The sequence below is a fragment of the Microcoleus sp. SVA1B4 genome (assembly GCF_036700545.1).
In the GTDB taxonomy this organism is placed as follows: domain Bacteria; phylum Cyanobacteriota; class Cyanobacteriia; order Cyanobacteriales; family Microcoleaceae; genus Microcoleus.
Window position 1 is genome coordinate 221531 of record NZ_JAUBPB010000001.1, and the last position, 25511, is coordinate 247041.

Genomic DNA, 25511 nt, shown 5'->3' on the forward strand with positions numbered 1-25511 from the left:
TCAGCCTGGGTATTTTTGAGGTTGATATTTTTGAGGTTGATATTTTTGAAGCGGCCAGGTCGCGGCTGGGTAATCTTATTGTTTAGTTTATTCTAGCCTTTGCCAGGAATTATCCACCTCACCCGCCGCCTTCTTACCTGAATAAAAATCGGATAACGTTTATAAAATTTAACACTCCCGTCGCAGGCCCGACAGGTCCGATTACAGCGTTCATGCGATCGACAAAATTGACGAGACCCCTGCGAGATACGATAATCATGTCGTTGTTGCGAAGTTGAGGATTGGTTTCTTCGTTAATTCCTTGAGTTAAATTGACTTCGATCGTCCGTTTAGTAGCTGTACCGTCGTTATTGAGGCGGACTAGCTCAACTTTATCCCTTCTAGCTCTGGTATTCTCGTAGCCAAAAAATCCTCTGGAAACTAAAGCTTGATTCAGTGTGGCATTAGCTGGGAGCCTCAAGGGATCGAGGGATGTTCTGAGTTCTCCTACTACAAAAACGTTAATGCCGACGGGGGCAAAGTTAGTGCTAGCGAGTACGCCAGCTTCTGCTGGGTTAACGATCGTGGCTTTGGGCACAATGATCGTGTCTCCCTCCTGGAGGATGGTATCTTGGGCGCCGTCCCCGGACTCTAGGAACTGCCACAGGTTGACTGGGATAATTTGTTCACCTCTTCTGGTGACGCGCCGCACTTGGATTTGCCGGATGTCGGCATCCGATGTGATGCCACCAGCTAGCTGAATGGCCCGGATGACGGTGGGGAAACCTTCGCGGCTGAGGTCGTTGGTGGTATTGCCACCGATCACGACGTAAGCCCCGGGGCGGGTGACTTGACCAACGATGGAGATCGATCGAGGTTTTTCTGGGGGTGGCGAAAAGTTTGCCGTCGCAAATTGACGAGCTTCTGCTTGGTTGAAGTTGGCGACTGTGGGAATCACGATTGTGTCTCTGTCTTGCAAAATGATGTCTTGAGAGATGTCTCCTTCCTCCAAGAATTTCCACAGGTTGACATTGAGCACTTGATCGGGGCCGTCTCGTTGGGGACGGCGGACGCGGATGTTGCGGATGTCGGCCACACCCGTGACGCCTTCTGCGAGTCTGATCGCTTGGGTGACAGTGGGGTACTGGACACTCGGCGCGGCTCCCGGGCCAGGAGTTAGGGTAATGGTGAAGTTTCCGGGCCTGGTGACTTCTCCGATGACGCCGACGTTGAGGGGGCGGGCGGCGACGAGGCTGACTGTGACTATGGGGTCTTTGAGGACGCGGCGGTAGGCGTTGCGGATGATGTTGGTGGCTTCTACTAAGGTGCGACCGCGGATGGAGACCAAGCCGATCAGGGGCAGGTTGACTGAACCGTCGGAAAGGACTTCGTAGCCACGGCTAAGTTCGGGTACTTCGAGTATTTCTACTTGGATGCGATCGCCACCGCCGAGTTTGTAGCTTTCGGGCGATCGCCTAACGGGCGCAACATTCTGGGCTTGGTCTGCGCCTAGCGGGATGGGAAGTTGTGCCGGGGTGATCCTGGCATCAGCGAGGACACTGGAAGCAAACAAGACAACACCCACAACCGACGGGGCTATCTGTCTTGGAAAATGGGTGTTAACCATACACCACCTAATTTTATTGACTATGATTTATATAAGTGTAGCCTTTTTAGTGCTGGGCAAAAAGCTCATTATTTTAAGCGATCACCGAAAAAACGATGCTGTATTTTTGCTTTATGCCTAATTTCTGTGTTAGCGTGGTTGCGGGTTGACGGCTATATTTTATATCTATATAATTTGATATTGTTGGTGATAAAGGAAAGCAATTATGAATCAACCAGTGTCTCTACCCAATATGCTGAGAGAGCTGATTTTAGGTAGTTCTTCATTGACTTTGATGCTACTTGCTATAGTCGGGATGGCAACTATACTATTATTTCAATTTGCCAGCTATAAAAAAATCGGTTTGGCTTTAGAAAAAAGCTTTGCTGGTCTTTATATTTTTATCTCTCCCTTTTTGATACAACCTCCTTTTAATTACTTGCATTTTGTTAACTTGAAAGATCCAGAAGGGGGGATATTAAAACTAATACCTTATTTTTTTTACCCCTGGGTAGTATTAATTTTGATTTCAAGAATTAAAATTTTTATGAGCAATTTCATAGATATTATTGCCAAAATATTGATAATGAATCCTTTCTTTTTACTTTATATATTACTTCCCTTACTGTCTACATTATGGTCTCTAGTTCCTGAAGAAACGCTAAGAGCAAGCCTAGCTTTCTCAGGATTTACTGCTTTCGGGTTTTACATTGCAGCCCAATATAAATGGGAGGATTTATCTCGTTTCTGGCGGTGGGGATACACGGCAATCGGTTTGGCAAGTTTTGTAATTAAACCCCCTGGAGCAGGCGATTTTGTTGGCTTGACCCAATCTAAAAATTCTTTGGGGGGAGTCTTAGCTCTCTGTACGGCATTTTGGTATTTGCATTATTTTCAAGGAGCTAAAACTCAGAAAGATCGCTGGATTGCTTTGGGAATGATGTTCTTTTCATTTTACCTAGTAAGGGCTAATAAATCGAGCGCGGCTCTAGTGATTACAATCCTATTAATAATTGCAGTCTCGTCACTAAACTTTCTACAAAAATTAAGTTTTCAGTGGGCCTTTACTGCGATTATATGTTTCCTGGTCGTCAGCATAATTATGACTGTTTTTGTAGTAGACAACCTAGAGGATATTATTGTAGGTGGCTTAGGCAAAGACTTGACTCTAACTGGGCGGACAGAATTCTGGCCGCAGTTAATTGCTGCGGTAAATCAGCGCCCCTGGTTTGGCTACGGATACGATGGATTTTTTCAACAAGATAAGTTAGGATCGGGTACTCCGGCTTATTTTATTTATACTCCTAATGGATTTCAACCGAAAAATCCTCACAATGGCGCGATCGGTATCTTGTTAGCCTTCGGTTGGCCCGGATTAATCTTAATGATGACTTCCTTGCTGCTCAATTTAGCTTACGCAGTTCGGTATTTGAGTCGTAGCACCCTGGAAGAAGCGGGAATACCGATTTGTTTTCTAGTGTCTATTATTATAAGCAACATCACAGAAAGTTATATTATAGAGATAGCAAATCCTTGGCTGAGTTACGCAATGTTGACGGTTCGACTGGCGATAGATAATGCTAACAATAGTTCTAACAGTAGCACCAGTAGCCCTCAAAGGCGTTCTTTAGCTCGCACTGTCCATTGAAGTAAGCATTGGGCGGATCGTGGGTCAATTTGGGGAGCATCTCATATTTGTAAAAACACTTCTTCTGGCTCCTTCCTTCTTCCTCTTTCCTCCTGCCTCCTGCCTCGTGCCTCCTGCCTCCAAACTCCAATTTCTAGGTGGGCTGCTTTCATTGAGATGCTCCCTCAAGTTGTGATATGTTGTTATAGGACCAACCAGTCTAATTTTGCGAGATTGCCGACCCTGCCAGAACTGCGTTTGTGTTTTGTAAAGATTTAAAATATTCTGATGCTAGATAAGTTAACTGCGGTCAGTAAAAGGCTCGGCCCTAATCTGCGCCAGGTACTCAGCAACATAGCTTGGCTGTTCACTGACCAAATCTTGCAGATGGGTCTAGGTCTGTTTGTCGGTCTTTGGGTGGCTCGCTATCTTGGTCCGACACAATTTGGATTGCTCAACTACGCGATCGCCTTTGTGTCGCTGTTTAGTTCGGTGGCAACGATGGGGTTGGGTACTCTGGTAGTGAGGAATATCGCTCGCGACCCAGAATGCAAAAATGAGACCCTGGGAACTGCCTTCGGACTGCAATTTACTGGTGGCTGCATCACTTTGTTGTTAACTGTCACCGTGATTGCGCTACTCAAACCCAACGACACTCTGACTCGGTGGCTGGTAGGTATCATCGCAGCCGGAACTATCTTTAATGCTTTTGAGGCTATCAATTTTTGGTTTCAGTCCCAAATCCAGTCAAAATATACAGTGTTGGCTAAAAATTCAGTATGTTTTTTAGTTGCTGCTGTCAGAATTGGGTTAGTAACAATTAAAGCCCCCCTGCTTGCCTTCGCCTGGGTTAGATTGACAGAGGTCGCATTGGTAGGAATCGCTTATGTATATTTTTATCAGCTTACGGGGAATAAAATTAAGGATTGGCACTTCAGTTGGGAAAAGTGTAAGGAACTGCTATCGGAGAGTTGGCCTATAATTTTGTCGGGATTGGCAATTTATCTTTACTCGAAAACCGATCAGATAATGCTCGGTGCGATGAATCAAAATGCTCAACTGGGCTATTATGCTGCCGCTGTTAAAATTTCGGAAATCTGCGATTTCTTGCCGATGATCATATCCAGCTCTATTTTTCCCAAATTAGCGAATTTGAGAAAGACAAATTATGAAGAATATCTAAATAAATTTCAAATTTACTCGGATATTATGATATTTTTATGGTTGGGAGTGGCGATACCGATATCATTACTTTCTCCCTGGATAGTGCATCTGCTTTACGGTGAAAACTATGCGAAGTCAGCAGCGGTACTGTCAATCTATGTTTGGGCGCAATTTGGCAGTAACTTTGGAGTAGCACGGAGTACATATTTGAACATAGAAGGTCAGTTGCGCTACGGTCTTTACTTGACTGTAGTCGGATCTATTTTAAATGTAGGGTTGAACTTTTTGCTGATTCCTAAGTATGGAGCTTTTGGAGCAACGGCAGCTACTCTGATAACTTATTTTTACGTGATTATATTAGTCAATTTCTTGATTAAGGAATTGCGCCCCTTCGCAAATTTTATCTGGCGTTCGCTTAACTTATACAAGGCAGCTTGTAGAATCCGAGGATTAGTAAAGTGATTCAAATTAAACCTAAAATCGAACAGCGATCGAATTGCCCCTATTGTGGAACAGAACTTAATCCCAAAAATGTTCTGTGGCACGGTATCCACATTGTTCTAGACTCTAAGTGCGAGGGATGCGGCAGCGAGATAATCGACGATTTGAGAGTAGGTCATGGAGTGAAAAACTACATCCAAGTTAATTTAATAAAAGGAGAAATTTTTGCAGCCGAGGCTTACAAGAAGGAATGGTTAGGCCAACCATTACTTAATTCACTCCAAAATCCTCAACCGGAAAAACTTGAGATTGTAAAAGAAATTTTTAAACCCTGCAATCGGGTAATTATCTTAAACTGTATCGATCATCTTTATGGTCATTCCCTGCTCAAGTTGCTCAATGCACAAAGGCACTTAGAATGCAACTCGGACTACGGGTTAGTTGTGATAGTTCCTAAGTTTTTAAGGTGGATGGTTCCTGATGAAGTTGCAGAAGTCTGGACCGTACCTATTTCTTTAAAAAATGGTCAGAATTACTATCCCAGCTTCGCCGAGTTTGTTGAAGAAGAAACTAAACGCTTTGATGAAATTTATGTCAGCGAAGCTCATTCTCATCCCAGTCAGTTCGACATCACGCGCTTTACTAGAGTTCCAAAACATAACTTTGAGAACAAAGAAATAAAAATTACTTTTATTTGGCGCGAAGATCGTTTATTAGTTAACCGTTTGCTGTTTCGAGTGCTTAGAAAAATAGATCAAAAAGCAATGTCACTGCCATTGCAAAATTTAAAAATTCAGCAGTTATTTGAGAAGATCAGGTTGCAAGTACCAGAAGCAAAATTTGCAGTAGCTGGTTTGGGGACAAAAACTAAGTTTCCAGAATGGATTGAAGATTACAGAGTGGATAGTTTTAATGAAAAAGTTGAAAAGGAAATATGCGGTATTTATTCACAAAGCCGCTTAGTAATTGGTCTTCACGGCTCTAATATGTTGCTACCTTCGGCTCATGCTGGTATGACAATTGATTTGATAGATGAGCGTTGGGGGAACTTTGCCCAAGATATTTTATACCAAGAACGTGACCCGAGAATGGCTAGTTTTCGCTATAGATTTTTACCGTATCAGACTAGCAATGATACACTGGCATTCATAGCGGCTGTGATGGTTCTGAATTGGTCTAAGTTTAAATCCCAGATGACTGCTGATGTTATATAACATCGGGCTAATTAGACCTACTACCGAATCCGCTAGCCTTCAACTATTTTCCGTGTTATAAATATGGATAAATTTGTCAATGTTGTGAAAATCTTTGACATTTTTTCTCAACCATTTTTCATCATTGTCCCACCACTTAAACTTCAGCAGAAAATCAATCTTTTGTTCATCAAACCTATAGCGAATAAGTTTGGCCGGAATTCCTCCATATATAGCATAAGGTGGCACATCTTTTGTGACAACGGCTCCGGCTGCGATAATGGCTCCATCACCAATAGTTACACCATCTACAACAATAACATTTGAGCCAATCCAAACATCATTGCCGATATGGACAGTTTTTTCCTCTTCCTCAAAATATTTTTGGTCTACAAAGGTTGTCCCTACTAGCATCTTTGGCGAATAAAATATCGGATGGCTTGAAACAAAATTTCCCACAGGATGTACGCCTAAGCGAATGATGCAGTTTGGCCCTATCGAACAAAAATTGCCGACAACACCATTGAAAATTCGCGTATTATCGCGCACATAAGTGTAAGAACCAATGACAGAACCTTCTATGGCTACACGACTAGACACACTAACATTGTGACTGATAGTTGAATTTGTAACCAAAGCCATATAGTCTTGATAAAAATTATTATATTTAAACTTGTTTTTCCACCAATTGACTAAAAATCGCAGATATTCAGTGATTGGATTTTTGAGTATAGAACTGAGAAATGTTGAGATTTTAGACATGGTTACTAATTACTTAGTGAAGGTTAAATATTGTGTTCCCACATAGCTTATTTAATTTTTTCTTGATGCGCCTGATTAATGGGGGATGATAATCATAAAATGTATCTTGAGTGAATTGATCCGCTACAAAATTTCGGATCGCGTGGTTGGGATGCTTTAAAGGAAAGGTCATTGCTTCCGTTGGCATATTACTGTATATACTATCTTCTCCTGAAGTATGGGTGGCTTGACTGCCAAATCCAATATTAGAAATTAAATTGTTTTCTGGAATAATAGCAAGTCCATTTTGAACCCAACAAGTAAAAAGCCATCTAAAAAACCAATTGTTGACAGTTCCATCATAGGAAACCTGAAAAGCACTATCCCAAACTTTTACAGATTGAGGATTAGCTAATAAATTTTCGAGAAAACCTGCTTCCCGAAGTTGAGGCCATAACTTCATGTCAACATCATAGTATTGCCATGCTCTGCGCCAAGTCGCCCATCCCCAACAGTTACTAAAACGGGAAAAATAGTAACTGTCTTCTGTTCTTTTTCTACCAAATTGTAAATTTACGCCAGCGATTGACATAATCCGTTTGTCATCTCGATAATGCTCTAATAACTGTTCACAAAAAGGGAAGAAGTTCGGGTGTGGCAAACAGTCATCTTCGAGTATAATTGCTTCTTCTACGGTATTAAATACCCAGTCGAAACCGCTAGAAATGCGATCCCTGCAACCTAAATTAATCTCTGAATAATTTTTCAGAACTTCACAGTCCCAATCGACCCGATCGATAATTGCACGTACAGCGGCGCACTTTTCATCTTCTCCAGGTTTGTTGGCACGAGGGCCGTCAGCAATTACTAACAGCTTAGGGGGTTTAACTTGTCGAATAGCCTCGAAGACTTTTTCAGTAGTATCCACTCGATTGAAAACCACAAAAACAATGGGACTTTTTGTATGATAATGTGGCATTTAAACTGTTCAACTCCTACGAGTATAAATATTTTTGCTTAGTACAACTCATCAATATTATGAATGTGCTAGGAAGTTTGCAGGCTTCGCTTGTTAACTTAAGTTCTAAATTCCAATTTATCACCAAAAAGTTCGCGGGTCAACTATAATACAGCAATAGTTTACCCAGACAGACTTCTAGGACTGACGCTCTTAAACTCTAAAACCTTGATACCCCCACCCCGTTGCCCAAGTGGGGAACTCTTAAAGCCCCATTGTGAAAAGGGGGGGGGAGCGACTGCGTAAGCCATACTTTCATTTTTGTAGCGACGGTTGCAACCGCCGAGCGAGTGGTAAAATAAAACACTGTTACTTTTAGCCTTACCTATCGTTAAAAGCAGCAAAATTGGGAATAATGAACCGTACTAAAATCGCCGCCCTTTTAACTTGCTTCAACCGCAAAGAGAAAACATTAGCTTGCTTAGATGCTCTTTTTAAGCAGGCACTTCCAGCCGATGTTGATATTTTAGCCTATCTAGTCGATGACGCCAGTACCGATGGCACCAGCGAGGCAGTTCGTCAAATCTATCCTCAAGTCAATATTTTTTCCGGCGATGGTAACTTATTTTGGAACGGGGGAATGCGTGGGGCTTTTACCGAAGCAATGAAAGATGATCCCGACTACTACCTATGGTTAAATGATGACACTCTTATTTATCGAGACACCGTAAGTGTATTGCTAGAAACAACTCAAAAATTATCAGAAAAAGGAGAAACAAAAGCCATCATTGGCGGTTCTACCTGCGACCCCGAAACGGGTCAAACAACATACGGAGGTGTGGTGCGAAATAACCCTTTGCACCCCTTCCGATATGGTATCCTCGAACCAACAAAAGAGCCTCAGATGTGCGATACTATGCACGGCAACTGCGTATTAATTCCCCGCAGTGTTGTGCAAAAGGTCGGCAACCTCGATCCGGCTTTTGTCCATTATATTGGCGATTGGGATTATGGTTTACGAGCCAGACAGAAAGGATGTACAGTTTGGATTTCTCCTGGCTATTTAGGCACTTGTTCTCTCAACCCCCAAGTGATCAAAACGGCTGCTGATAATTTAAGTGAAGGATTGGATAAAATGAGCAAACCGAAAGGTTTATCATTCAAAGATACTACCCTGCAACCGGCTCAAGAGTGGAAAGTATTTACTCAGCGGCATGGTGGCTGGTTGTGGCCAATTTATTGGCTGCTACCTTATCGCAGGTTAGTTTGGCTTTCAGTGTTGAGTAAACTGGGATTGACTAAAAACAAAACTCAAGGTGAATAGGATGGTTGATAGAAATGAACTCCGCATTGCTTGGCTTGTCCCGGAAGTGGAACTGGGAGCTTACTGGCAGCCTGTTTTGAGGGAATTTACGAAAATTTTTAAGAATACTGTATTTTATACTGGTCGTGTTTGGTCTGGGTTCGATCCGACCCTGCCGGGAGCATCGGCAATTCAGTTGGTAGGGGAGACTAAATTTGTCGAGACGGAAAAGATAGAAACAGGATACGATCGCGGATTCATTGTAGTATCGCCTAGTATTATCGGCTATTTGCTAAAATTTAGACCTCATGTGGTCTTTCCCCAAGCTTTCTCTTTGTGGACTGTAATTGTTGCGTTTTTAAAACCGCTACTGAGGTGGAAAGTTGCGATTATTTACGATGGTAGTTCCCCAAATACAGACTTTCGAGATTCCAGTTTTAGGACATTTGTGCGCCGCATCCTTGTGCAGTTTGCCGATGCTTTTGTTGCCAATAGCAATGCGGGTAAAAAATATCTGATGGAAGTTCTAAACGTACCGGAGGATAAAATTTTTACCAGAACCTATCTCGTACCTGATGCGGGAGCTTTGCTGAAACGATTGGATCAGACTCAGCCCCAAAACTTGCAGTTGAAACGCCCGATTTTTCTGTATGTAGGGCGCATCACGGCTAGAAAGGGAATTAAAACGCTTTTAGAAGCTTGCGCTATTCTTAAAAATCAAGGTTATGTTGATTATTCACTGTTGATTATTGGCAAGGGAGATCAGCGGGAAGAACTGGAAGCATTTATTAAACAGTGCGATTTTGAAGAGCAAGTAACGTGGGCGGGATGGGTAGAATATGGAAATTTAGGTGCTTATTTTCAGCAAGCTGATATTTTTGTGTTTCCTACTTTTGAGGATGTCTGGGGTATGGTTGTACCCGAAGCGATGGTGTTCGGGAAACCAGTGTTGTGTTCAAATGGTGCAGCTTCCTGTGAGTTAATTATGTCAGGCGAGAACGGTTATATTTTCGACCCTAGCAGTGCGAAAGAGTTAGCGGAGAAAATGCAATTTTTTCTAGATGCTCCTAATTTGATTGAGTCGATGGGAGAGCGTTCACGACAGATAATTTCTCAAAAAACGCCTGAAACAGCAGCTAAGGCTTACGTCGAAGTTACATCTTTTTTGATGGAGAATAGGTGAAGCAAGTTCGGCAAAGGATTTTTTAAAGGATTTAACGGAGGGAGGGAAGAGGGAAGAGGGAAAAATTACCAATTAGCAATTACCACTTAGCAATTACCAATTAGCCATGAAAGTTTTATTATCTGCGTTTGCTTGCGAACCGAATCTCGGCTCCGAAGAGGGAGTAGGATGGAATACTGTTATCCAATCTGCTAAACATCACGAAAGTTGGGTATTTACTCGCACGTTTTGTCGATCGTACATTGAAGCAGAACTAGAGCGGAACCCAGTGCCCAACCTGCACTTTGTTTATTTTGATCCGTTTGGGTGGAGCGAAGATTGGAAGGGGAAACAAGGATTGCTGCAACTTCACTACTATCTGTGGCAAATCTGGGCTTATTTTATCGCTCGGAAGCTCGATCGCGAAATTGGTTTTGACATAGTACATCACGTGACTTATGTCAAACATTGGTCTCCCAGTTTCCTGGCGCTGTTGCCGCATCCTTTTATTTGGGGGCCTGTGGGGGGTGCAGAGGCAGCACCAAAGCCTTTTTGGCAAGATTTTAGTCGCCGGGGGAAAATTTACGAAACGCTGCGGGCATTGGCTCAAAGCGTAGGAGAACGCGATCCGTTTGTGGGTCTGACGGCGCGCCGCAGTGCCGTGGCGCTGGCGACTACGGAAGAAACCGCAGCCAGACTGCGATTTCTCAAAGCAAAAAACGTGAAGATTTTCTCGCAAGTCGGTTTATCGCAGCAGGAAATTCAAGAACTAGAGAAATTTCCTACCCCGCCGGAGCAACCAATTAGATTCATCAGTGTTGGTCGTCTCTTACATTGGAAAGGGGTGCACTTGGGACTCCGTGCATTTGCGGAGGCGAAGCTGGAACAATCGGAATACTGGATTGTGGGAGACGGGCCGGAAAGGCAGCGTTTGGAAGCTTTGGCAACAGAATTGGGACTAGCAAATAAAGTATTTTTTTGGGGAACTTTATCTCGCACTGAAACTCTTTCTAAAATGGGGGAGTCTCACGTTCTCCTCCATCCGAGTTTGCATGACTCTGGTGGTTTTGTGTGCACGGAAATGATGGGGGTTGGTCGTCCCACAATTTGTTTGGATTTGGGGGGCCCGGCTACTCAAGTGACGGCTCAAACGGGGATTAAAGTGGCTGCTACTGACCCCGATCGCACTGTGCAAGGTCTAGCAGAAGCTATAGTGTCTTTAGCCCTAGATCGTGAATTGCGAGATCGCTTGGGTCGATCGGGTCAAACGCGCGTCAGGGAAATCTATGATTGGAATATCAAAGGTAAATTCTTTGCCCAATTGTGCGAAGATGTATTCGACGGAAAATCAGGATAACTTCTGATTTATTCGATCGGGCAAAACAAAGAAAACTATATTTTTTCAGGCGGTGAAACGTGGGCGTTGCAATCATTACTGGCTCGGCGGGTTTAATTGGCTCTGAGGCGTGTCAGTTCTTTGCCAAACAAGGCTTAGATATAGTTGGGATCGACAATAATATGCGCCAGTTCTTTTTTGGTGCTGATGGTTCTACAAACTGGAACCGCCAACTGCTCGAAAAGTCCTTGGGTACCAAGTATTATCACTTAGATGTGGACATTCGCGACTATGAAGCGATTACCAATATCTTTCAGCGGTACGGAGAGTCGATCGAATTAGTCATTCACACAGCAGCCCAGCCCAGCCATGATTGGGCTTCCCGTGCTCCGAAAATAGACTTTACCGTCAATGCCAACGGCACTCTCAATCTTCTAGAAGTAACTCGCTTGTACTGTCCTAAAGCGGTTTTCATTTTCACTTCTACCAATAAAGTATACGGCGATACGCCTAACAGTTTGCCTTTAATTGAATTAGAACACAGGTGGGAAATTGAACCTGGCCATACTTACGAAAGTGGCATTCGGGAAGATATGTCCATCGATCAGTGCCTACACAGTTTGTTTGGTGCTTCTAAGGTAGCTGCTGACGTTTTAGTCCAAGAATACGGTCGATATTTTAATATGAACACCGCTTGTTTTCGCGGCGGCTGTTTGACGGGTCCAAATCACTCTGGAGCTCAATTGCACGGCTTCCTCGCCTACTTGATGAAGTGTGCTGTCACGGGAACTCCTTACACAGTGTTTGGCTACAAAGGCAAGCAAGTTCGCGATAACATTCATAGCGCGGATTTAATTTCGGCATTTTATGAATTTTATCAAGCTCCCAAAAGCGCCCAAGTTTATAATACAGGAGGAGGCAGGTACAGCAATTGTTCGATGTTAGAAGCTATCCAGATGTGCGAGGCAATTGCGGAACGCAAGTTTAATTGGACTTATGCTGAAGGGAATCGCATTGGCGATCACATTTGGTGGATTAGCGACAATTCCAAATTTTCCAGTCACTATCCCAACTGGAAAATGAAATATAACGTTAAACAAATCCTACAGGAGATTTATGAATGTAACCGCGATCGTTGGCTGAGAGAGGATTCTAATGATTGAGCGGGGCAAAAAGAATGTGCTGGGAATTTCGGTAAACGATTGAAGAATACAAGGTTAAACAAATCTTAGGGGAGATTTATGAGTGTAACCGCGAGCGTTGACTTAAAGAGGTGCTCCATGATTGATAAAGGGAAAAAGAATGTACTGGGCATATTAGTAAATGCGGTTAATTATGAAGCGGCTGTTAGCAAAATTATTGCTGCAGCCAGCGCCGGAAAACCAATGTCAGTTTCTGCTCTCGCGGTTCACGGGGTAATGACTGGGGTTCTCGACAGCACTCATCGTTATCGGATTAATCACATGGACTTAGTATTGCCAGACGGACAGCCGGTCAGGTGGGCGTTAAATTGGCTCTACCATACGGAATTGCCCGATCGAGTTTGCGGGCCGAATGCGATGTTACAAATCTGCGAACGTGCGGCAGAAGAAGGATTACCTATCTATTTGTACGGATCTCAAGCTTCTGTACTGGAAGCTTTATCTCACAATCTCTGCCAGCGTTTTCCCAAGTTAATTATTGCTGGAACTCAGCCTTCTAAATTTAGGCACGTTTCGCCCCAAGAGAAACAAGAAATTGCACAGCAAATTCGCAACAGCGGTGCAGCAATTACCTTTGTCGGCTTGGGGTGTCCCCGGCAAGAAGTCTGGGCTTACGAATACCGGGACGACTTATCAATGCCGTTGATTGCTGTAGGTGCTGCTTACGATTTTCATGCGGGTAATTTGGCTAAATCTCCTGACTTTTTATCTAAAATAGGTTTGGAATGGCTGTTTCGGATGATGAAGGAACCTCGGCGGCTTTGGCAGCGGTATGTTTTTTTGAATCCACTTTATATCTGGTTGTTTTTGCTACAAGCTTTGAAAATCAAACAGTTCGACCCCACAGACGCCACGCCGCCTGTAGAAGAAGTATTATATGGTTGAAATTTAAACGTTTCTGGTGAATTATGGGCGATCACAAGTAAAAGCTAAAAAAGCAAACACATCGTAACTAATCGTTTTGAGGTGCAAGTGCGATCGCCTGTTCAAAAAAACTTCTATCAAATCCGCTGACATCGGAATTATAGTGGGAGGTTAAGAGTTCGCTATCCAAATCGCGAGTTCTTAACATCCCACTGAGATGATCTGAATATATTAGGGCTTGCTGAATAATCGATCGCATATTGCGTGGCGAAAGGTTTCGATCGCGCGAGCGAGAGTAAAGTCGCCGTGATAAACAGGTAAAATAGGTCAAAACCCGTGCATAGCCACCTGCGATCATGTACAGAAAAGCTGAGCTTGCTCCCCTCCAACCCTTAGACTTTGAACTAACCAACGGATGTAAATTGTCAGCCCTCAACCGTTGGGTAAAAATGGCCCAAATAATCCCGTGGGATGAATTTGAATCAGAATATGCGGCTAACTTCCCGACAGCGCATGGTGCACCAGCCAAATCTTTTCGGATGGCGTTGGGAGTATTAATCATTAAAAAAAAACTGGGAATTAGCGATCGTCCAAGAGTAGAACAGATTAGGGAAAACTCCTATCTACAATACTTTATTGGTCAATCAAGCTACAGTAACGAGCTACCCTTTGACCCCTCTCTATTAGTTCATTTTCGGCAACGAATTAGCCAGAATCTAATTAATAAACTTAACGAACGAATGGTTGAAAAAATCCGCTCCATCACCCCAGTTAAACCATAAAAAAAAAGGATTCGGACGCCAAAAATGAGTCACCCAATCGCGGAAAATTAATCATAGATGCTACCTGTGCCCCAGCCGACATTACCTATCCGACCGACTTAGGACTATTAAACAAAGCCAGAGTTCATACCGAAAAAATTATAGACATCCTGTATAAACAGATCAAATATCAAACCAGTAAAAAACCAAGAACCTACCGTAATCTAGCAAGAAAAGACTACTTAGCAGTAGCTAAACAAAGACAGCCCACCCGAAACAAAAGAAAACAGGCACTAAAAAAACAGCTCCAATATATTAAAAGAAATCTACCTCATATTCAACAGCTAATCGATGCAGGTGCGACCATAGAATGCCTGAACAAAAAGCAAAATAAAACCTTGCTAGTCCTTACAGATGTCTATCGCCAACAGCAATGGTTATTTGATAATAATAAACAGAGTATTGAGGATAGAATAGTAAGTTTAAGCCAACCCCACATCCGTCCGATAGTCAGAGGAAAAGCCGGAAAAAGCGTAGAGAGGCGAGCCAAACTATCAGCTAGTTGCTTTGAAGGGTATGTATTCTTAGATCGGATGAGCTGGGATAATTTTAACGAATCAGGAGACTTAAAACAATAGTTCGGACAGTTTTTGGCCCAATGGCTTATGCTCGCTTGACTTTGAGCCACTGTGGATAATTAAATCAATGTCAGCTCCACCCCTGACTTACATTTAATTCGACTTTTTTATGCTCCTTGCCCCGCGTAAGCTTGTAGTATAGTTCCAAAAACTGTCCGGACTATTGTTAAAGAATTTGGAGATAATTATGTAATTAATTTTGCTTGACTACTTAATTTTCATAAAAAATATAAATTAAAGTTAAAAAAGTTAGACTAAAAAAAGTTTGATGGCTTTGATTTTTGAAAAATACCAGTAATATCATCACATCTGCGGAATGTGGGTTTTAGCTTAACTTGTCAGTAATGACGGCGCACTCATGAGCGGGCTGGGCGCTGATGGCGCACCTTACCCCAGATGGCGACTCAAAGAATTTGTTGGCCCTACTCCTATATATCTATTGTTCATATTTATAGTTGGTCGATCGTCCTTGACGCTACCCATACCTGCCGCTGCACCTCGGCCTCATCAGCTACACCCCTAAGTTTTTCGTTGTTAACTGCCCCAGAATTACCTCAAATGTAACGAAATATTACAAGATGACGCTAAAGCAGCATAGAGGCTTGACAGCAAAGAATTAAGCGGCTAATCTGATATACATACCCGGGTAAGTCAATTCACTGTCCTATGCAAGAAAAGCAAAAAGTTACATTGTATCTTCCACCAGAACTGCATCGCCAGCTCAAAATCCGAGCCGCAGTCGAAACTGAACCGATGTCATCAATTGCAGAAAGGGCAATTGTCTTCTACCTAGGAAATCCCGAACTGGTTGACGAAGTAGAAGCCTCCTACGGACAAACCCATCGGGTATACAACTGTCCAGAATGCACGGGTTCAGTAGTAATGCGAGATGGAGAACTGGCATCCGTAACAAGTCAGCCGAGCGTATTGGCTGAACAGGATCTTCCAGTAAAGCAGGTGTCGGGCGTCAGTGCCAGCACGGCAAAACCGGGAGAGGAAGAATTGGTTCCCTGCTAAGAATGCCTTGCTTCCCCAAAAAGCTAAAACTGAACATTTCAGTAAGAGGGCTAATGGCAGCATTGAGATTCAGCAAAGATAGCACCGTCTCTAGTGGGTCGAGGAATATGCAAGAAGAGATCAGTATTCTAATCCAAGCTCAATATCCTCTGATCTACCTCGTGACATCCGAGGAAGAGCGGTGTGAGCAAGCAATTTCGACAATAGCTCAAGCAAAACCACAGCGACGAGTATTTATCTGGACTGTAACTCACGGCATTGTGGAGTATGGTCAACCCCGCACCACCACCCAACACAACACCGTCTCGCCAGAGGCAGCAATTGAATGGGTGATCAGGCAGCGAGAACCCAACAGTAACGCTAGCATCTACATTTTCAAAGATTTGCATCCTTTTATAGATTCTCCTCCGGTAACGAGGTGGTTGCGCGATGCGATCGCCCACTTCAAAGGAACGCAAAAGACAATTATACTGATGTCTCCTTTGCAGCAAATTCCGATCGAGCTAGAAAAGGAAGTAGTGGTATTAGACTTCGCGTTGCCCGACATGAAGGAACTAAACCAAGTATTATCTGGTCAGTTGGAGCAAACGAAATCGCGACGCATTACCACAGAAGGGCGAGAAAAACTTTTAAAAGCAGCCTTGGGATTGACCAAGGACGAAGCTGAAAAAGTTTATCGCAAAGCCCAAGTTTCGACTGGGCGCCTCACAGAAGAAGAAGTAGACATAGTTCTTTCGGAGAAAAAGCAATTAATTCGGCGCAACGGCATTCTAGAGTTCATTGAAGAAGACGAAACCCTGGATGCAGTCGGCGGTTTAGAAGAGCTGAAGCGGTGGCTGAGACAGCGTTCCAACGCCTTTACAGAAAGGGCTAGAGAATACGGTCTGCCCCAACCAAAAGGGATGTTAATTCTCGGCGTACCGGGATGCGGAAAATCGCTGATTGCTAAGACCACCTCCCGCCTCTGGGGACTGCCCCTGCTGAGGCTAGATATGGGTAGAGTCTACGACGGCTCGATGGTGGGTCGATCGGAAGCCAACCTCCGCAATGCCCTCAAAACCGCAGAATCCATCTCTCCAGCCCTCCTCTTCATCGACGAACTAGACAAAGCGTTTGCAGGAGGCACTGGTTCGGCCGACTCAGACGGAGGCACCTCCAGCCGGATTTTCGGTTCGTTCCTCACTTGGATGCAAGAAAAGACTTCCCCAGTCTTCGTAATGGCAACAGCCAACCGAATCGAGCGGTTGCCGGGAGAATTCTTGAGGAAAGGCAGATTCGACGAACTCTTCTTTGTTGATCTGCCTACCAAAGAAGAACGCCAAGATATATTTAAGATTCACCTGTCAAAGCGCCGTCGGGAAATTACTCGCTTCGATTTAGAGCAACTTTCCAATGTTTCCGAGGGCTTTTCAGGTGCAGAGATTGAGCAAGCGCTAGTAGCCGCAATGTACGAAGCCTTCGCTCAAGATCGAGAGTTTACGCAGCTAGACATCATCGCGGCCATTAAATCCACAATGCCACTGTCTAAAACAATGACCGAACAGGTCACCGCCCTGCGAGATTGGGCTAGACAGCGTGCACGGCCCGCTGCGTCTTCCGTCGCTGAATATCAGCGAATGGAATTCTAAAAGCTTTCTCCTGGTCCAAACAGGAGCAAAGGCTAGCAACAGCTAGCAGTTCGATTCAAGAGCCGCCAAGCGGCACCGTTAAATCCAGACCGTTGTTGTTTCTCTCTCAGTTGTATTAGGAGGAAATCCAATGTCTCACTTTAGCACACTGCGTACCAAAATCACCGATGCCGAAATCCTGAAAGCTTCCCTGCGCGACTTGGGCATTTCAGTCAAGTCAGAAGCTGATGTTCGTGGCTATAACGGTCAGCGCGTTCGCTCCGACATCGTGGCGATTCTCGAAGGCGAATATGACCTGGGTTGGTCTCGCAATAGCGATGGTTCTTTTGACCTGATTGCCGACCTCTGGGGCGTCGCCAAAAAACACAATCAAACAGAGTTAATCAACTCTATCAACCAGAAGTACGCAGTTAACAAGACCTTGGCAGCAGTCAAGCAGCGCGGTTTGCAAAATGCCAACGTTAAGCTGGTAGTGCAAAACTAATTGATCTGCATGTTTCCAAGCTCGCGGGTTAACCAAACAAACGGGTTAACCCGTTTTTAGATCGCTAGGAGGTAGAGGGGGGTCTTGGGGCCGCCACATACTTTTTTAGCACCCCCAAGCAGCTGCTTTCAACCTGAAAGCAGCTGCTTTATGCTTTAATGCTCGGCTACCTAATGCTTGGGGCAATCGTCGATCGTTTGTTGATAAATTTCAAGTATTCGATCGACTTTGCGTTCCCAATCAAAATACTGCCGGACTCGTTCCCGTCCCGCACAACCCATACTCTGCCGCAATTCTGGTGACTGAGCGAGCTTGAGCATCGCATCTGTCAGTCCCTTGACAAAGCCTTCTCTGGAAGTGGGTTCTACTAAAATACCGCAAGTGGAATTCAGATAAGGATCGCGAATTAAATAATTTACACTCTTGAAAGTGGGGAGTAGGGGTTGGGCTTATAGCCCGCCCTTTCTGGACGGGCGGGACGCCCATCCCACAAGAACCATCACGCATTGTAAGTTATTTAATTCTCATTCCTAATCTGCCGGGCAGCCCCAGTTCGTTGCTATGACGGGTAAGCCCACTGCCATTGCCTCCATCACCACTGCCCCGCCGCATTCCCGCACACTGGGGAAAACAATTGCATGAGCTTGTTGCATTTTGAGAGCGCACTCCCCCTGAGACAGCCAGCCACTAAATACAACGCTGCTGTCGATGCCGAAGCGAGCTGTTTGAGCTTCGAGTTCCCCTCGGATTTGCCCATCACCGATGATTTCCAACCCACATTCGGCACCATCAACTGGCACATAGGCGGATTGAGGGGGGAAAATTGATACTCCCCACCGATGAATCGGGGGGATTCTTGATTAAGACCACAAAGGGACTTTCAAAGGCGTTATCAATGCACCTCTACCCACTCAGCGATTGGACAAATCCAAGCCTTGCGTATACTTTGTTTGTTTGTTTATGCTTTCAGAGTCCATCACAACGCCAGATAGGTACGCTCAATAATTCACTATTGCTTGTTTGGTCAGGCTACAGTCAAGCTGAGACGAACCAAAGAAAGGAGTTTCACCTTATTAAATTATTTCAACACGTAGATGGTTATTCTTAATCACGTTATAATTATACCACTTTGTATTAATACCAATTCACTATGAAGGTACACGCTCATGTAGGCTAAAAGTAGAGGAGATGCAATATGGGCAACAAATTTAAGGTAGAAATCCAGGAAACGGTTGAGGAACTAGAGCATCGACTCGAACGGGCTATAACCGCAGTAAGTAAAGAAAAATTACTGCTATTATACTGAATTGCCACCAAAAAAATCAAAACAAGAGAAGAATTAGCCACGATGCACCGCTCGAGACGAATCAACAATATATCGTTGGTTAAGAGCTTACAAACAAGGTGGAATTACCTCATTACTCACAGTAAAAAAAGCTCCCGGTAAGACTCCACATATACCGCCCGAAGTTAGAGAAAAATTAATCAAAAAACTGCAAGAGCCAGAGGGGGAAACAAGTTATGGCAAATTACAGATATGGCTAGAAAAAGAATGCGGAATCAAAGTGAGCTATAAAGTCGTACATGACCTAGTTCATTATAAATTAAAATATTACCTCTCTCGTCCCAAGACCCCAAAGCAATAAGGTGAACGAAGTTGCACAGACAAACTAAAAAAAAAACTGTGGGAGATTATCAAAGTAATGATTAAATATTTTGGGACAGGACAGCCTGTAAGGATATGGTGTCAGGACGAGAGTAGATTTGGATTGATTACTATGCAGGGTAGGATGATTACATTGAAGGGGATAAGACCCGTCGGGAAAGAGCAATGGAAGCGAGGAAACTTCTATGTGTATGGAGTTGTAGAGCCATCAACAGGTGAACAATATTATCAATAATTTTCTCAGCTCAATCACAACTGCTTTCAAGAGTTTTTACATGGATTTGCTGAAAAATACTCAGACTATTTCAATCTAATTATCATGGAGAATGGTAGCTTTCATAAAGCTCTCTTATTAGACTGGCATGACCATGTAATGCCAATATATTTACCTGCCTATAGTCCTGAATTGAATCCGATTTAAAGATTGTGGGAACATACAAAAAAAGACCTCAAGTGGGAAAAATATTCGAGTTTAGATAAACTCAAAGAACAGGTAGATATAATTATCAAATCTCTCACGAATGAAGAAGTTTTATCTCTCTGTGGTTGGGACTATATCCTTGAAGCTATATTAAGTGCAGGTTCATAGTGAATTGATATTAGTGAGAAAAACATTATCATTCTCGAAAAAGCTATAAAATCAGATCGGGGCAATCTGGAACGTCATCCACGAATATAACCAACAAGTCAGAAAAAAAATGGGGATTGCATAACAAGATCGATTGTTTTTCTCTGTCCTTTACAAAAAAAAATACCAAAATATGTTCGATATTGTTGCCAATATTCCAAGGCGACTAAGACCTCTTCTTCGAGAGTTAGGATGGTGCGAAGTCCTCTTCTGTCTTTATTATTTTCTACAGCAAAGTTCACCCTTGGCGTTAACTATTGCTTTGAGGGTTTGAATGTTGATACCAAATCAACGTGGAAATTGACAAGATTGCAAATTTATATAAGATTGATTTTTCGTGATTTACTTATTGTGTAATGACAACAGAACTTTCTAGCATCTTATCCTGTCTATGGCAAGACAAGAGTGAAAATAAGTTACGAGTTGGGATTCAATTAACTCAAGCAAAATGTTTCATTATATCATAAAATTATTTTACAATAGGTCTAAGCTGTTGGGCATCTAAATTGTATTTTTGGGGCGGGCTAAGAGTGCCAAACCCTACTCCCCACAAGACTTTTTTTAAATTTGACTATACAATTTAAATGCACTGGGAGCATCTCATATTTGTAAAAACACTTCTTCTGGGTCCTTCCTTCTTCCTCTTCCCTCTTCCCTCCTGCCTCAAAACTCCTGCCTCAAAACTCCAATTTCTAGCTTGCCTGCTTTCATTGAGATGCTCCCAATGCACTTCAGCTTAAGCTCAATGTAACGCAGGCACGGAACACCCTAACCAGGGTGATATGCGCCTGCGTTATCAAGAATCATCTCAATACAAATGAACCCTAACTATTCATCGGCAATCTACCAGATGCAGCCCGCTGCATGGTACTAACTCGCAGCGAGTTAGAGAATATTCCTTGACCTTGCAGTTCAGGGATAGCAGGTTTTACTTCTACTTTTACCACCCTGGCTGTGCAGATAAAAACCGTTTGATCGGCTAAATGGAAAGTCAACCAAGGTTGATTTAACAAATTCAGCAGTTCTTCTTGTAGTTCTTGTGCAGGTATCGGAATAGTGAAAGTTTCAGCCTGACCTTCCACATAATGAAATGTCACTTGAGTTGTGTTCTCTTTATCTTGAGTTAATTTGGCAAAAGAACCTGCGCGCATAAATTTTGCTCCCCAACTTTAGACTATAAAAAAATCAGAATTAAATCTAAAAAATTTGAATTCTGAATTGTTTAACTTTAACCTGTGACAGGGCTGAGGCAGAACTCAGAAGACTGAAGGCAGAATTAAATCGAGTTCAGCCTTCTAGTTTATAGCTGATTCCTGCGATCGCCTATACGTTAGCAGAAGATGTTGGCATCGCACTCATTTTCTCTAAATCTAGAACTTTTGCCAAGTCTTCTGCACTCATTAAACCCCGTTCTAGCACAATTTGCCGCAAAGATTTGCCGGTTTCTAGAGATTCTTTGGCGACGGCGGCGGCGTTGAGATAGCCGATGTGAGTGTTGAGGGCGGTAACGAGGGCGAGACTACCTTCAGCATAAGCGAGACACCGATCGCCCTTAGCTTCAATTTTGGCGAGGCATTGTGTAGTCAAAGCGCTGATGGTATTGCCCAAAATTTCGATGCTGTGAATGAGATTGTAGGCAATCAGGGGCATCATCACGTTTAATTCTAATTGTCCCGCTTGGGCTGCCAGGGCGATCGCGCTATCGTAACCCATAACTTGAAAACAAACCATCGATGTCATTTCTGCCATCACAGGATTGTATTTCCCCGGCATAATGGACGAACCAGGTTGCACAGGAGGCAGTTGAATTTCTTTCAAACCCGTTTTCGGCCCGGAGTCCATCAAACGCAAGTCGTGGGAGATTTTAACGCAATCCTGAGCGAGATTTCGCAGCGCACCGGACACATTTACAAACGGTGCCATACTCTGCATAGCGGCCATTAAATGCTTTGCTGGTTTCAGGGGTTGGTCGATTAATTCGGAGAGAATTTCAGCAACTTTTTGACAGTATTCAGGGTGAGTATTTAAGCCTGTTCCGGCCGCACTTCCCCCCAATCCCAGGGATGTCAAATCATCGGATGCCCTGTCAATTCTCAAGGTATGTTCTCTGAGAATTTGCGCCCAAGCGCCGAAGGTATCGCCGAGTCGAACCGGCACAGCATCTTGCAGGTGAGTGCGGCCGGATTTAACAATATCTTTGAATTCTTCGGCTTTGTTTTCTAGGGCGACTACGGCATCCGACAAAGCCGGAAACAGAGTTTTTTCTAATGCCAACAATCCGCCGATCCGAATCGCCGTTGGAATCACATCATTTGTCGATTGACCGTAGTTTACATGATCGTTAGGACTGACGCGCTTGTAGTTGCCTTTTTCCTCGCCCATAATTTCCAAAGCGCGGTTTGAAAGAACTTCATTAACATTCATGTGGTGAGAAGTTCCAGCCCCGGCTTGGTAGACATCAACTACAAATTGATCGCGCAATTTGCCAGCTAGGATTTCATCTGCTGCTTGGACAATTGCTTGACTGATGTCTTGGGGAATGCAGCCGAGTTCGCCATTGGCGATCGCCGTTGCTTTCTTAATTAAAACACAAGCATCAACGTATGTTGATAAAGGCTTAATGCCGCTGATCGGAAAATTTTCAATAGCTCTTAGAGTTTGGATGCCATAATAGACATTAGATGGGATTTGTTTGTCTCCCATAGAGTCGCTTTCGGTGCGGTAGCTGATGGTTGGCTGTTCGCTCATATCGCTTTGTTTGTGATGATTGGGAATTGAGATTTTTTTTAAACGCTGCTGACTGTCACTGCTGTTTTACCGCGCCTGCAGGTTCAGTAAAACACAAGTCACGATTATAAATAATTATCTCACACTCCGAGTTAAATCTCAAAGCTCAAATCTTAAATTAAGATTTTTCCCTAACTTTTTGAAGAGGAGTTGTGTAACTCCGAGTTTTTTAGTTGGCATGATTTTGTACTTTATTACATAAAATTTGCCTGTTTAACAATAAATATTCAACCATAATCCCGATATTTGTAACAAAAATTCAAATTACAAATCGGGGAAAGTTGTTATAGTTGGTAGCACAAACAATTTTGCAGCACGCGAATTGCCAAAAATTATGCCGCGTTACCAAACCCTAGATGATGTTATTACCCTCCAAGAGGCACTCGAAGGAATAATTGTTGAAGATTTAAAAAAGCTGAATGCACTGTTGTCGGGCGATCGCAAATTAACCCGCAAAGCTGACCTGGTTGCTGGGATTAAAGAGCAAATGCAGGGACAAAAACTCAAGCAAGTTTGGGCGCAATTAGACGATTTGCAAAAAGCGGCTGTAGCGGAAGTTATACATGGGTCAGGTGGTGGCTATGATGCGGATGTATTTGTGGCGAAATACGGACAACAACCAAACTGGGGAACAAGCGATCGCTATGGATACAACCGAGAACCCTCCCTACTCTCTTTGTTCTTCTACGGCACTGTGATACCCTACGATCTTGAAGGAAATTTGCTGAAGTTTGTGCCAAAACCTCAAGGAATTTCCTTAAATCTGGTTGGTGATGTACTGCCAGATAATTTTATGGTTCGTGTAGAAAAACGTAACTTTCGTACATCTCAAATAGAGGTATCCGAGTACGAACTTCCTTTGACAATTTTTGAAATGGAACGGGCAGCCCCAAAGGATTTTGAGGCAGTTTTGCGTCTGATTCAGTCGGGCAAAGTTGCCGTTAGCGAAAAAACCGCATTACCTGGTGCCGCAACTCTGAAAGCGATCGCCGCCGTATTGCAAGGGGGTGATTTTTATAACGACGAACAGCGCCAAGCTACCTTGGAAAAGGGCGATATATTCTACGAGGTTGGTAATATCAAATCCTTTGCTTGGGCCGCGATCGCCCAAGCGAGCAAATTCGCCGAACTATCGGGCAAAAAGCTAGTTTTGACCAAAGCGGGACAGAAAGCTTTGCAAGAATCACCTGCCAAAGCATTACAGACAGCATGGAAGCGCTGGTTAAAAACAAACACTTTTGATGAATTTCGCCGCATTGATGCAATTAAAGGACAAACCGGCAAGGGCGCGCGTGGCATGACAGCGGTGGCGGGGCGGAGAGAGGCGATCGCCTCAAAGCTAGCAGAATGTCCTGTCGGTAAATGGATTCTGTTTAGCGAATTTAGCAGGTATATGTTGGCAACGGGGAATCGGTTTGAAGTAACGCGCGATCCCGACAATCTCTATATTTCTGAATTTGGGTATGGTAACTTAGGATATTCTGGCAGTCACGATTGGCATATTCTGCAAGAAAGATATATGCGCTGCCTGTTGTTTGAGTATGTTGCTACCCTGGGAATAATTGATGTTGCCTATGCCGATCCGTCCCTCGTACCCAGCGATTTTGACGATCTTTGGGGAACCGACGATTTGAGATTTCTCAGCCGCTACGACGGCTTAATCTCTTTTCGCTTGACAGCTTTGGGGGCTTACTGTTTGGGATTGACTAACAATTACACCCCGCCAGCAATTGAGTTTCGTCAAACACTCCGCGTACTGCCAAATTTAGATATTGTTGTAGCAGGAGAAGGCATCGCGGCATCAGATGCGATCGTCCTCGATCTCTATGCTAAAAAAGTTTCAGATGTCGTCTGGCAACTCGATCGACAAAAGCTATTTACCGCCATTGAAGCTGGATACCCGCTAGCAGAATTTCAAGAAGTTTTAGAGACAAGAAGTATCGAACCGCTACCCGAAACCGTACAGCAATTTCTGACGGATGTTACAGAACGATCGAATAGTTTGCAAGATGCAGGAACTGTCAAGTTAATCGAATGTAAAAACGCCCATTTAGCCGTGTTGATTGCCAATGATTCCCGTACCAAAAAATTCTGTCAGCTAGCGGGCGATCGCACTTTAGCAGTTCCATTATTCCAGGAAACTAAGTTTCGCAACGCCCTGCGGCAAGTCGGCTACGTCTTACCCCAGCGGGATAAATAGTATTAGACAAAATTGCCAAAGTCAAAAAACCTCTTAAAACTCACATCTTGCACCATTGTCAGGAACAGGCAAGATGCCTGTTCCACAAGAAATTAACTCTTTGTGGAACAGGCATCTTGCCTGTTC

At 43.6% G+C, this 25511-nt stretch carries 21 protein-coding genes and 2 pseudogenes; 15 read left to right on the forward strand and 8 right to left on the reverse strand.

What is annotated here, in order from left to right:
• Nucleotides 1–133: 133 nt before the first annotated feature.
• On the reverse strand, nt 134–1606 hold the full coding sequence (locus QT987_RS00880; protein ID WP_333236465.1) for a polysaccharide biosynthesis/export family protein: 1473 nt from the start codon (nt 1604–1606) through the stop codon (nt 134–136).
• A gap of 205 nt (nt 1607–1811) precedes the next feature.
• Here QT987_RS00880 and QT987_RS00885 point away from each other — a divergent pair, with 205 nt between their 5' ends.
• The 3 genes from QT987_RS00885 (at nt 1812) to QT987_RS00895 (ending at nt 6031) form a co-directional block, all read left to right on the forward strand.
• Nucleotides 1812–3233: an O-antigen ligase family protein gene (locus QT987_RS00885; RefSeq protein ID WP_333236467.1), complete on the forward strand. Its 1422-nt coding sequence runs from the start codon at nt 1812–1814 to the stop codon at nt 3231–3233.
• Nucleotides 3234–3500: 267 nt separating this feature from the next.
• Nucleotides 3501–4838: a flippase gene (locus QT987_RS00890; protein ID WP_333236469.1), complete on the forward strand. Its 1338-nt coding sequence runs from the start codon at nt 3501–3503 to the stop codon at nt 4836–4838.
• Nucleotides 4835–6031 carry a hypothetical protein gene (locus QT987_RS00895; RefSeq protein ID WP_333236471.1) on the forward strand — a complete coding sequence of 399 codons (1197 nt, stop codon included), beginning with the start codon at nt 4835–4837 and terminating at the stop codon, nt 6029–6031. The genes QT987_RS00890 and QT987_RS00895 overlap by 4 nt, the downstream gene beginning before the upstream one ends.
• 39 nt (nt 6032–6070) lie before the next feature.
• On the opposite strand, the gene QT987_RS00900 is transcribed toward QT987_RS00895, so the two are convergent.
• Both QT987_RS00900 and QT987_RS00905 read right to left on the reverse strand, forming a co-directional pair.
• The gene (locus QT987_RS00900; RefSeq protein ID WP_333233840.1) at nt 6071–6772 is read right to left on the reverse strand and encodes a CatB-related O-acetyltransferase; all 702 of its coding nucleotides are present in this window, start codon (nt 6770–6772) and stop codon (nt 6071–6073) included.
• 13 nt (nt 6773–6785) lie between these two features.
• Nucleotides 6786–7730 carry a glycosyltransferase family 2 protein gene (locus tag QT987_RS00905; RefSeq protein WP_333236473.1) on the reverse strand — a complete coding sequence of 315 codons (945 nt, stop codon included), beginning with the start codon at nt 7728–7730 and terminating at the stop codon, nt 6786–6788.
• Nucleotides 7731–8124: 394 nt separating this feature from the next.
• Here QT987_RS00905 and QT987_RS00910 point away from each other — a divergent pair, with 394 nt between their 5' ends.
• The 5 genes from QT987_RS00910 to QT987_RS00930 all read left to right on the forward strand — a co-directional run bounded on the left by QT987_RS00910 (nt 8125) and on the right by QT987_RS00930 (nt 13597).
• Complete coding sequence (locus tag QT987_RS00910) at nt 8125–9033, forward strand: glycosyltransferase family 2 protein (protein WP_333057261.1); 909 nt, start codon at nt 8125–8127, stop codon at nt 9031–9033.
• A gap of 1 nt (nt 9034) precedes the next feature.
• On the forward strand, nt 9035–10195 hold the full coding sequence (locus QT987_RS00915) for a glycosyltransferase family 4 protein (protein ID WP_333236476.1): 1161 nt from the start codon (nt 9035–9037) through the stop codon (nt 10193–10195).
• A 106-nt stretch (nt 10196–10301) separates the two neighbouring features.
• Nucleotides 10302–11531: a glycosyltransferase gene (locus QT987_RS00920; RefSeq protein WP_333236478.1), complete on the forward strand. Its 1230-nt coding sequence runs from the start codon at nt 10302–10304 to the stop codon at nt 11529–11531.
• Nucleotides 11532–11590: 59 nt separating this feature from the next.
• Complete coding sequence (locus QT987_RS00925; protein WP_333236480.1) at nt 11591–12673, forward strand: NAD-dependent epimerase/dehydratase family protein; 1083 nt, start codon at nt 11591–11593, stop codon at nt 12671–12673.
• Between the two features lie 78 nt (nt 12674–12751).
• Nucleotides 12752–13597 carry a WecB/TagA/CpsF family glycosyltransferase gene (locus QT987_RS00930; protein ID WP_333057265.1) on the forward strand — a complete coding sequence of 282 codons (846 nt, stop codon included), beginning with the start codon at nt 12752–12754 and terminating at the stop codon, nt 13595–13597.
• 67 nt (nt 13598–13664) lie between these two features.
• Here QT987_RS00930 and QT987_RS00935 read toward each other — a convergent pair whose 3' ends face one another.
• Nucleotides 13665–13934: a hypothetical protein gene (locus tag QT987_RS00935; protein WP_333057266.1), complete on the reverse strand. Its 270-nt coding sequence runs from the start codon at nt 13932–13934 to the stop codon at nt 13665–13667.
• On the opposite strand from QT987_RS00935, the pseudogene QT987_RS00940 reads away from it, so the two are divergent.
• From QT987_RS00940 to QT987_RS00955, 4 genes and pseudogenes are all read left to right on the forward strand, one after another.
• Nucleotides 13933–14969, forward strand: a pseudogene (locus QT987_RS00940) (IS5 family transposase); the annotation flags it as partial. The gene QT987_RS00935 and the pseudogene QT987_RS00940 overlap by 2 nt on opposite strands.
• A 672-nt stretch (nt 14970–15641) precedes the next feature.
• Nucleotides 15642–15992 carry a hypothetical protein gene (locus QT987_RS00945; RefSeq protein ID WP_006635783.1) on the forward strand — a complete coding sequence of 117 codons (351 nt, stop codon included), beginning with the start codon at nt 15642–15644 and terminating at the stop codon, nt 15990–15992.
• 107 nt (nt 15993–16099) lie between these two features.
• Nucleotides 16100–17620, forward strand: a complete 1521-nt coding sequence (gene ycf46, locus QT987_RS00950) for a stress-responsive protein Ycf46 (RefSeq protein ID WP_333057291.1) — start codon at nt 16100–16102, stop codon at nt 17618–17620.
• A gap of 130 nt (nt 17621–17750) precedes the next feature.
• On the forward strand, nt 17751–18104 hold the full coding sequence (locus QT987_RS00955) for a DUF1257 domain-containing protein (RefSeq protein WP_006635781.1): 354 nt from the start codon (nt 17751–17753) through the stop codon (nt 18102–18104).
• A gap of 170 nt (nt 18105–18274) precedes the next feature.
• Here QT987_RS00955 and QT987_RS29825 read toward each other — a convergent pair whose 3' ends face one another.
• Nucleotides 18275–18424, reverse strand: coding sequence for a glycosyltransferase (locus tag QT987_RS29825; protein WP_445299364.1), 150 nt, complete (start codon nt 18422–18424; stop codon nt 18275–18277).
• 210 nt (nt 18425–18634) lie between these two features.
• A complete protein-coding gene (locus QT987_RS00965; protein ID WP_333236482.1) occupies nt 18635–18904 on the reverse strand; it encodes a glycosyltransferase in 270 nt (89 codons plus the stop codon).
• Between the two features lie 573 nt (nt 18905–19477).
• Here QT987_RS00965 and QT987_RS29830 point away from each other — a divergent pair.
• Nucleotides 19478–19750 (forward strand): helix-turn-helix domain-containing protein, encoded by a 273-nt coding sequence (locus QT987_RS29830; protein ID WP_445299699.1) that lies wholly within the window; start codon nt 19478–19480, stop codon nt 19748–19750.
• A 276-nt stretch (nt 19751–20026) separates the two neighbouring features.
• Nucleotides 20027–20191 (forward strand): annotated as a pseudogene (locus tag QT987_RS29835) (transposase); the annotation flags it as partial.
• Nucleotides 20192–21222: 1031 nt separating this feature from the next.
• Here the strand turns inward: QT987_RS29835 and QT987_RS00970 are convergent.
• Together QT987_RS00970 and QT987_RS00975 are read right to left on the reverse strand one after the other, a co-directional pair.
• Complete coding sequence (locus QT987_RS00970) at nt 21223–21549, reverse strand: hypothetical protein (protein ID WP_333057269.1); 327 nt, start codon at nt 21547–21549, stop codon at nt 21223–21225.
• A gap of 172 nt (nt 21550–21721) precedes the next feature.
• A complete protein-coding gene (locus QT987_RS00975; RefSeq protein WP_333236484.1) occupies nt 21722–23146 on the reverse strand; it encodes an aspartate ammonia-lyase in 1425 nt (474 codons plus the stop codon).
• A 373-nt stretch (nt 23147–23519) separates the two neighbouring features.
• Here QT987_RS00975 and QT987_RS00980 point away from each other — a divergent pair, with 373 nt between their 5' ends.
• Nucleotides 23520–25385: a hypothetical protein gene (locus QT987_RS00980; protein ID WP_333236486.1), complete on the forward strand. Its 1866-nt coding sequence runs from the start codon at nt 23520–23522 to the stop codon at nt 25383–25385.
• Nucleotides 25386–25511: the final 126 nt, after the last annotated feature.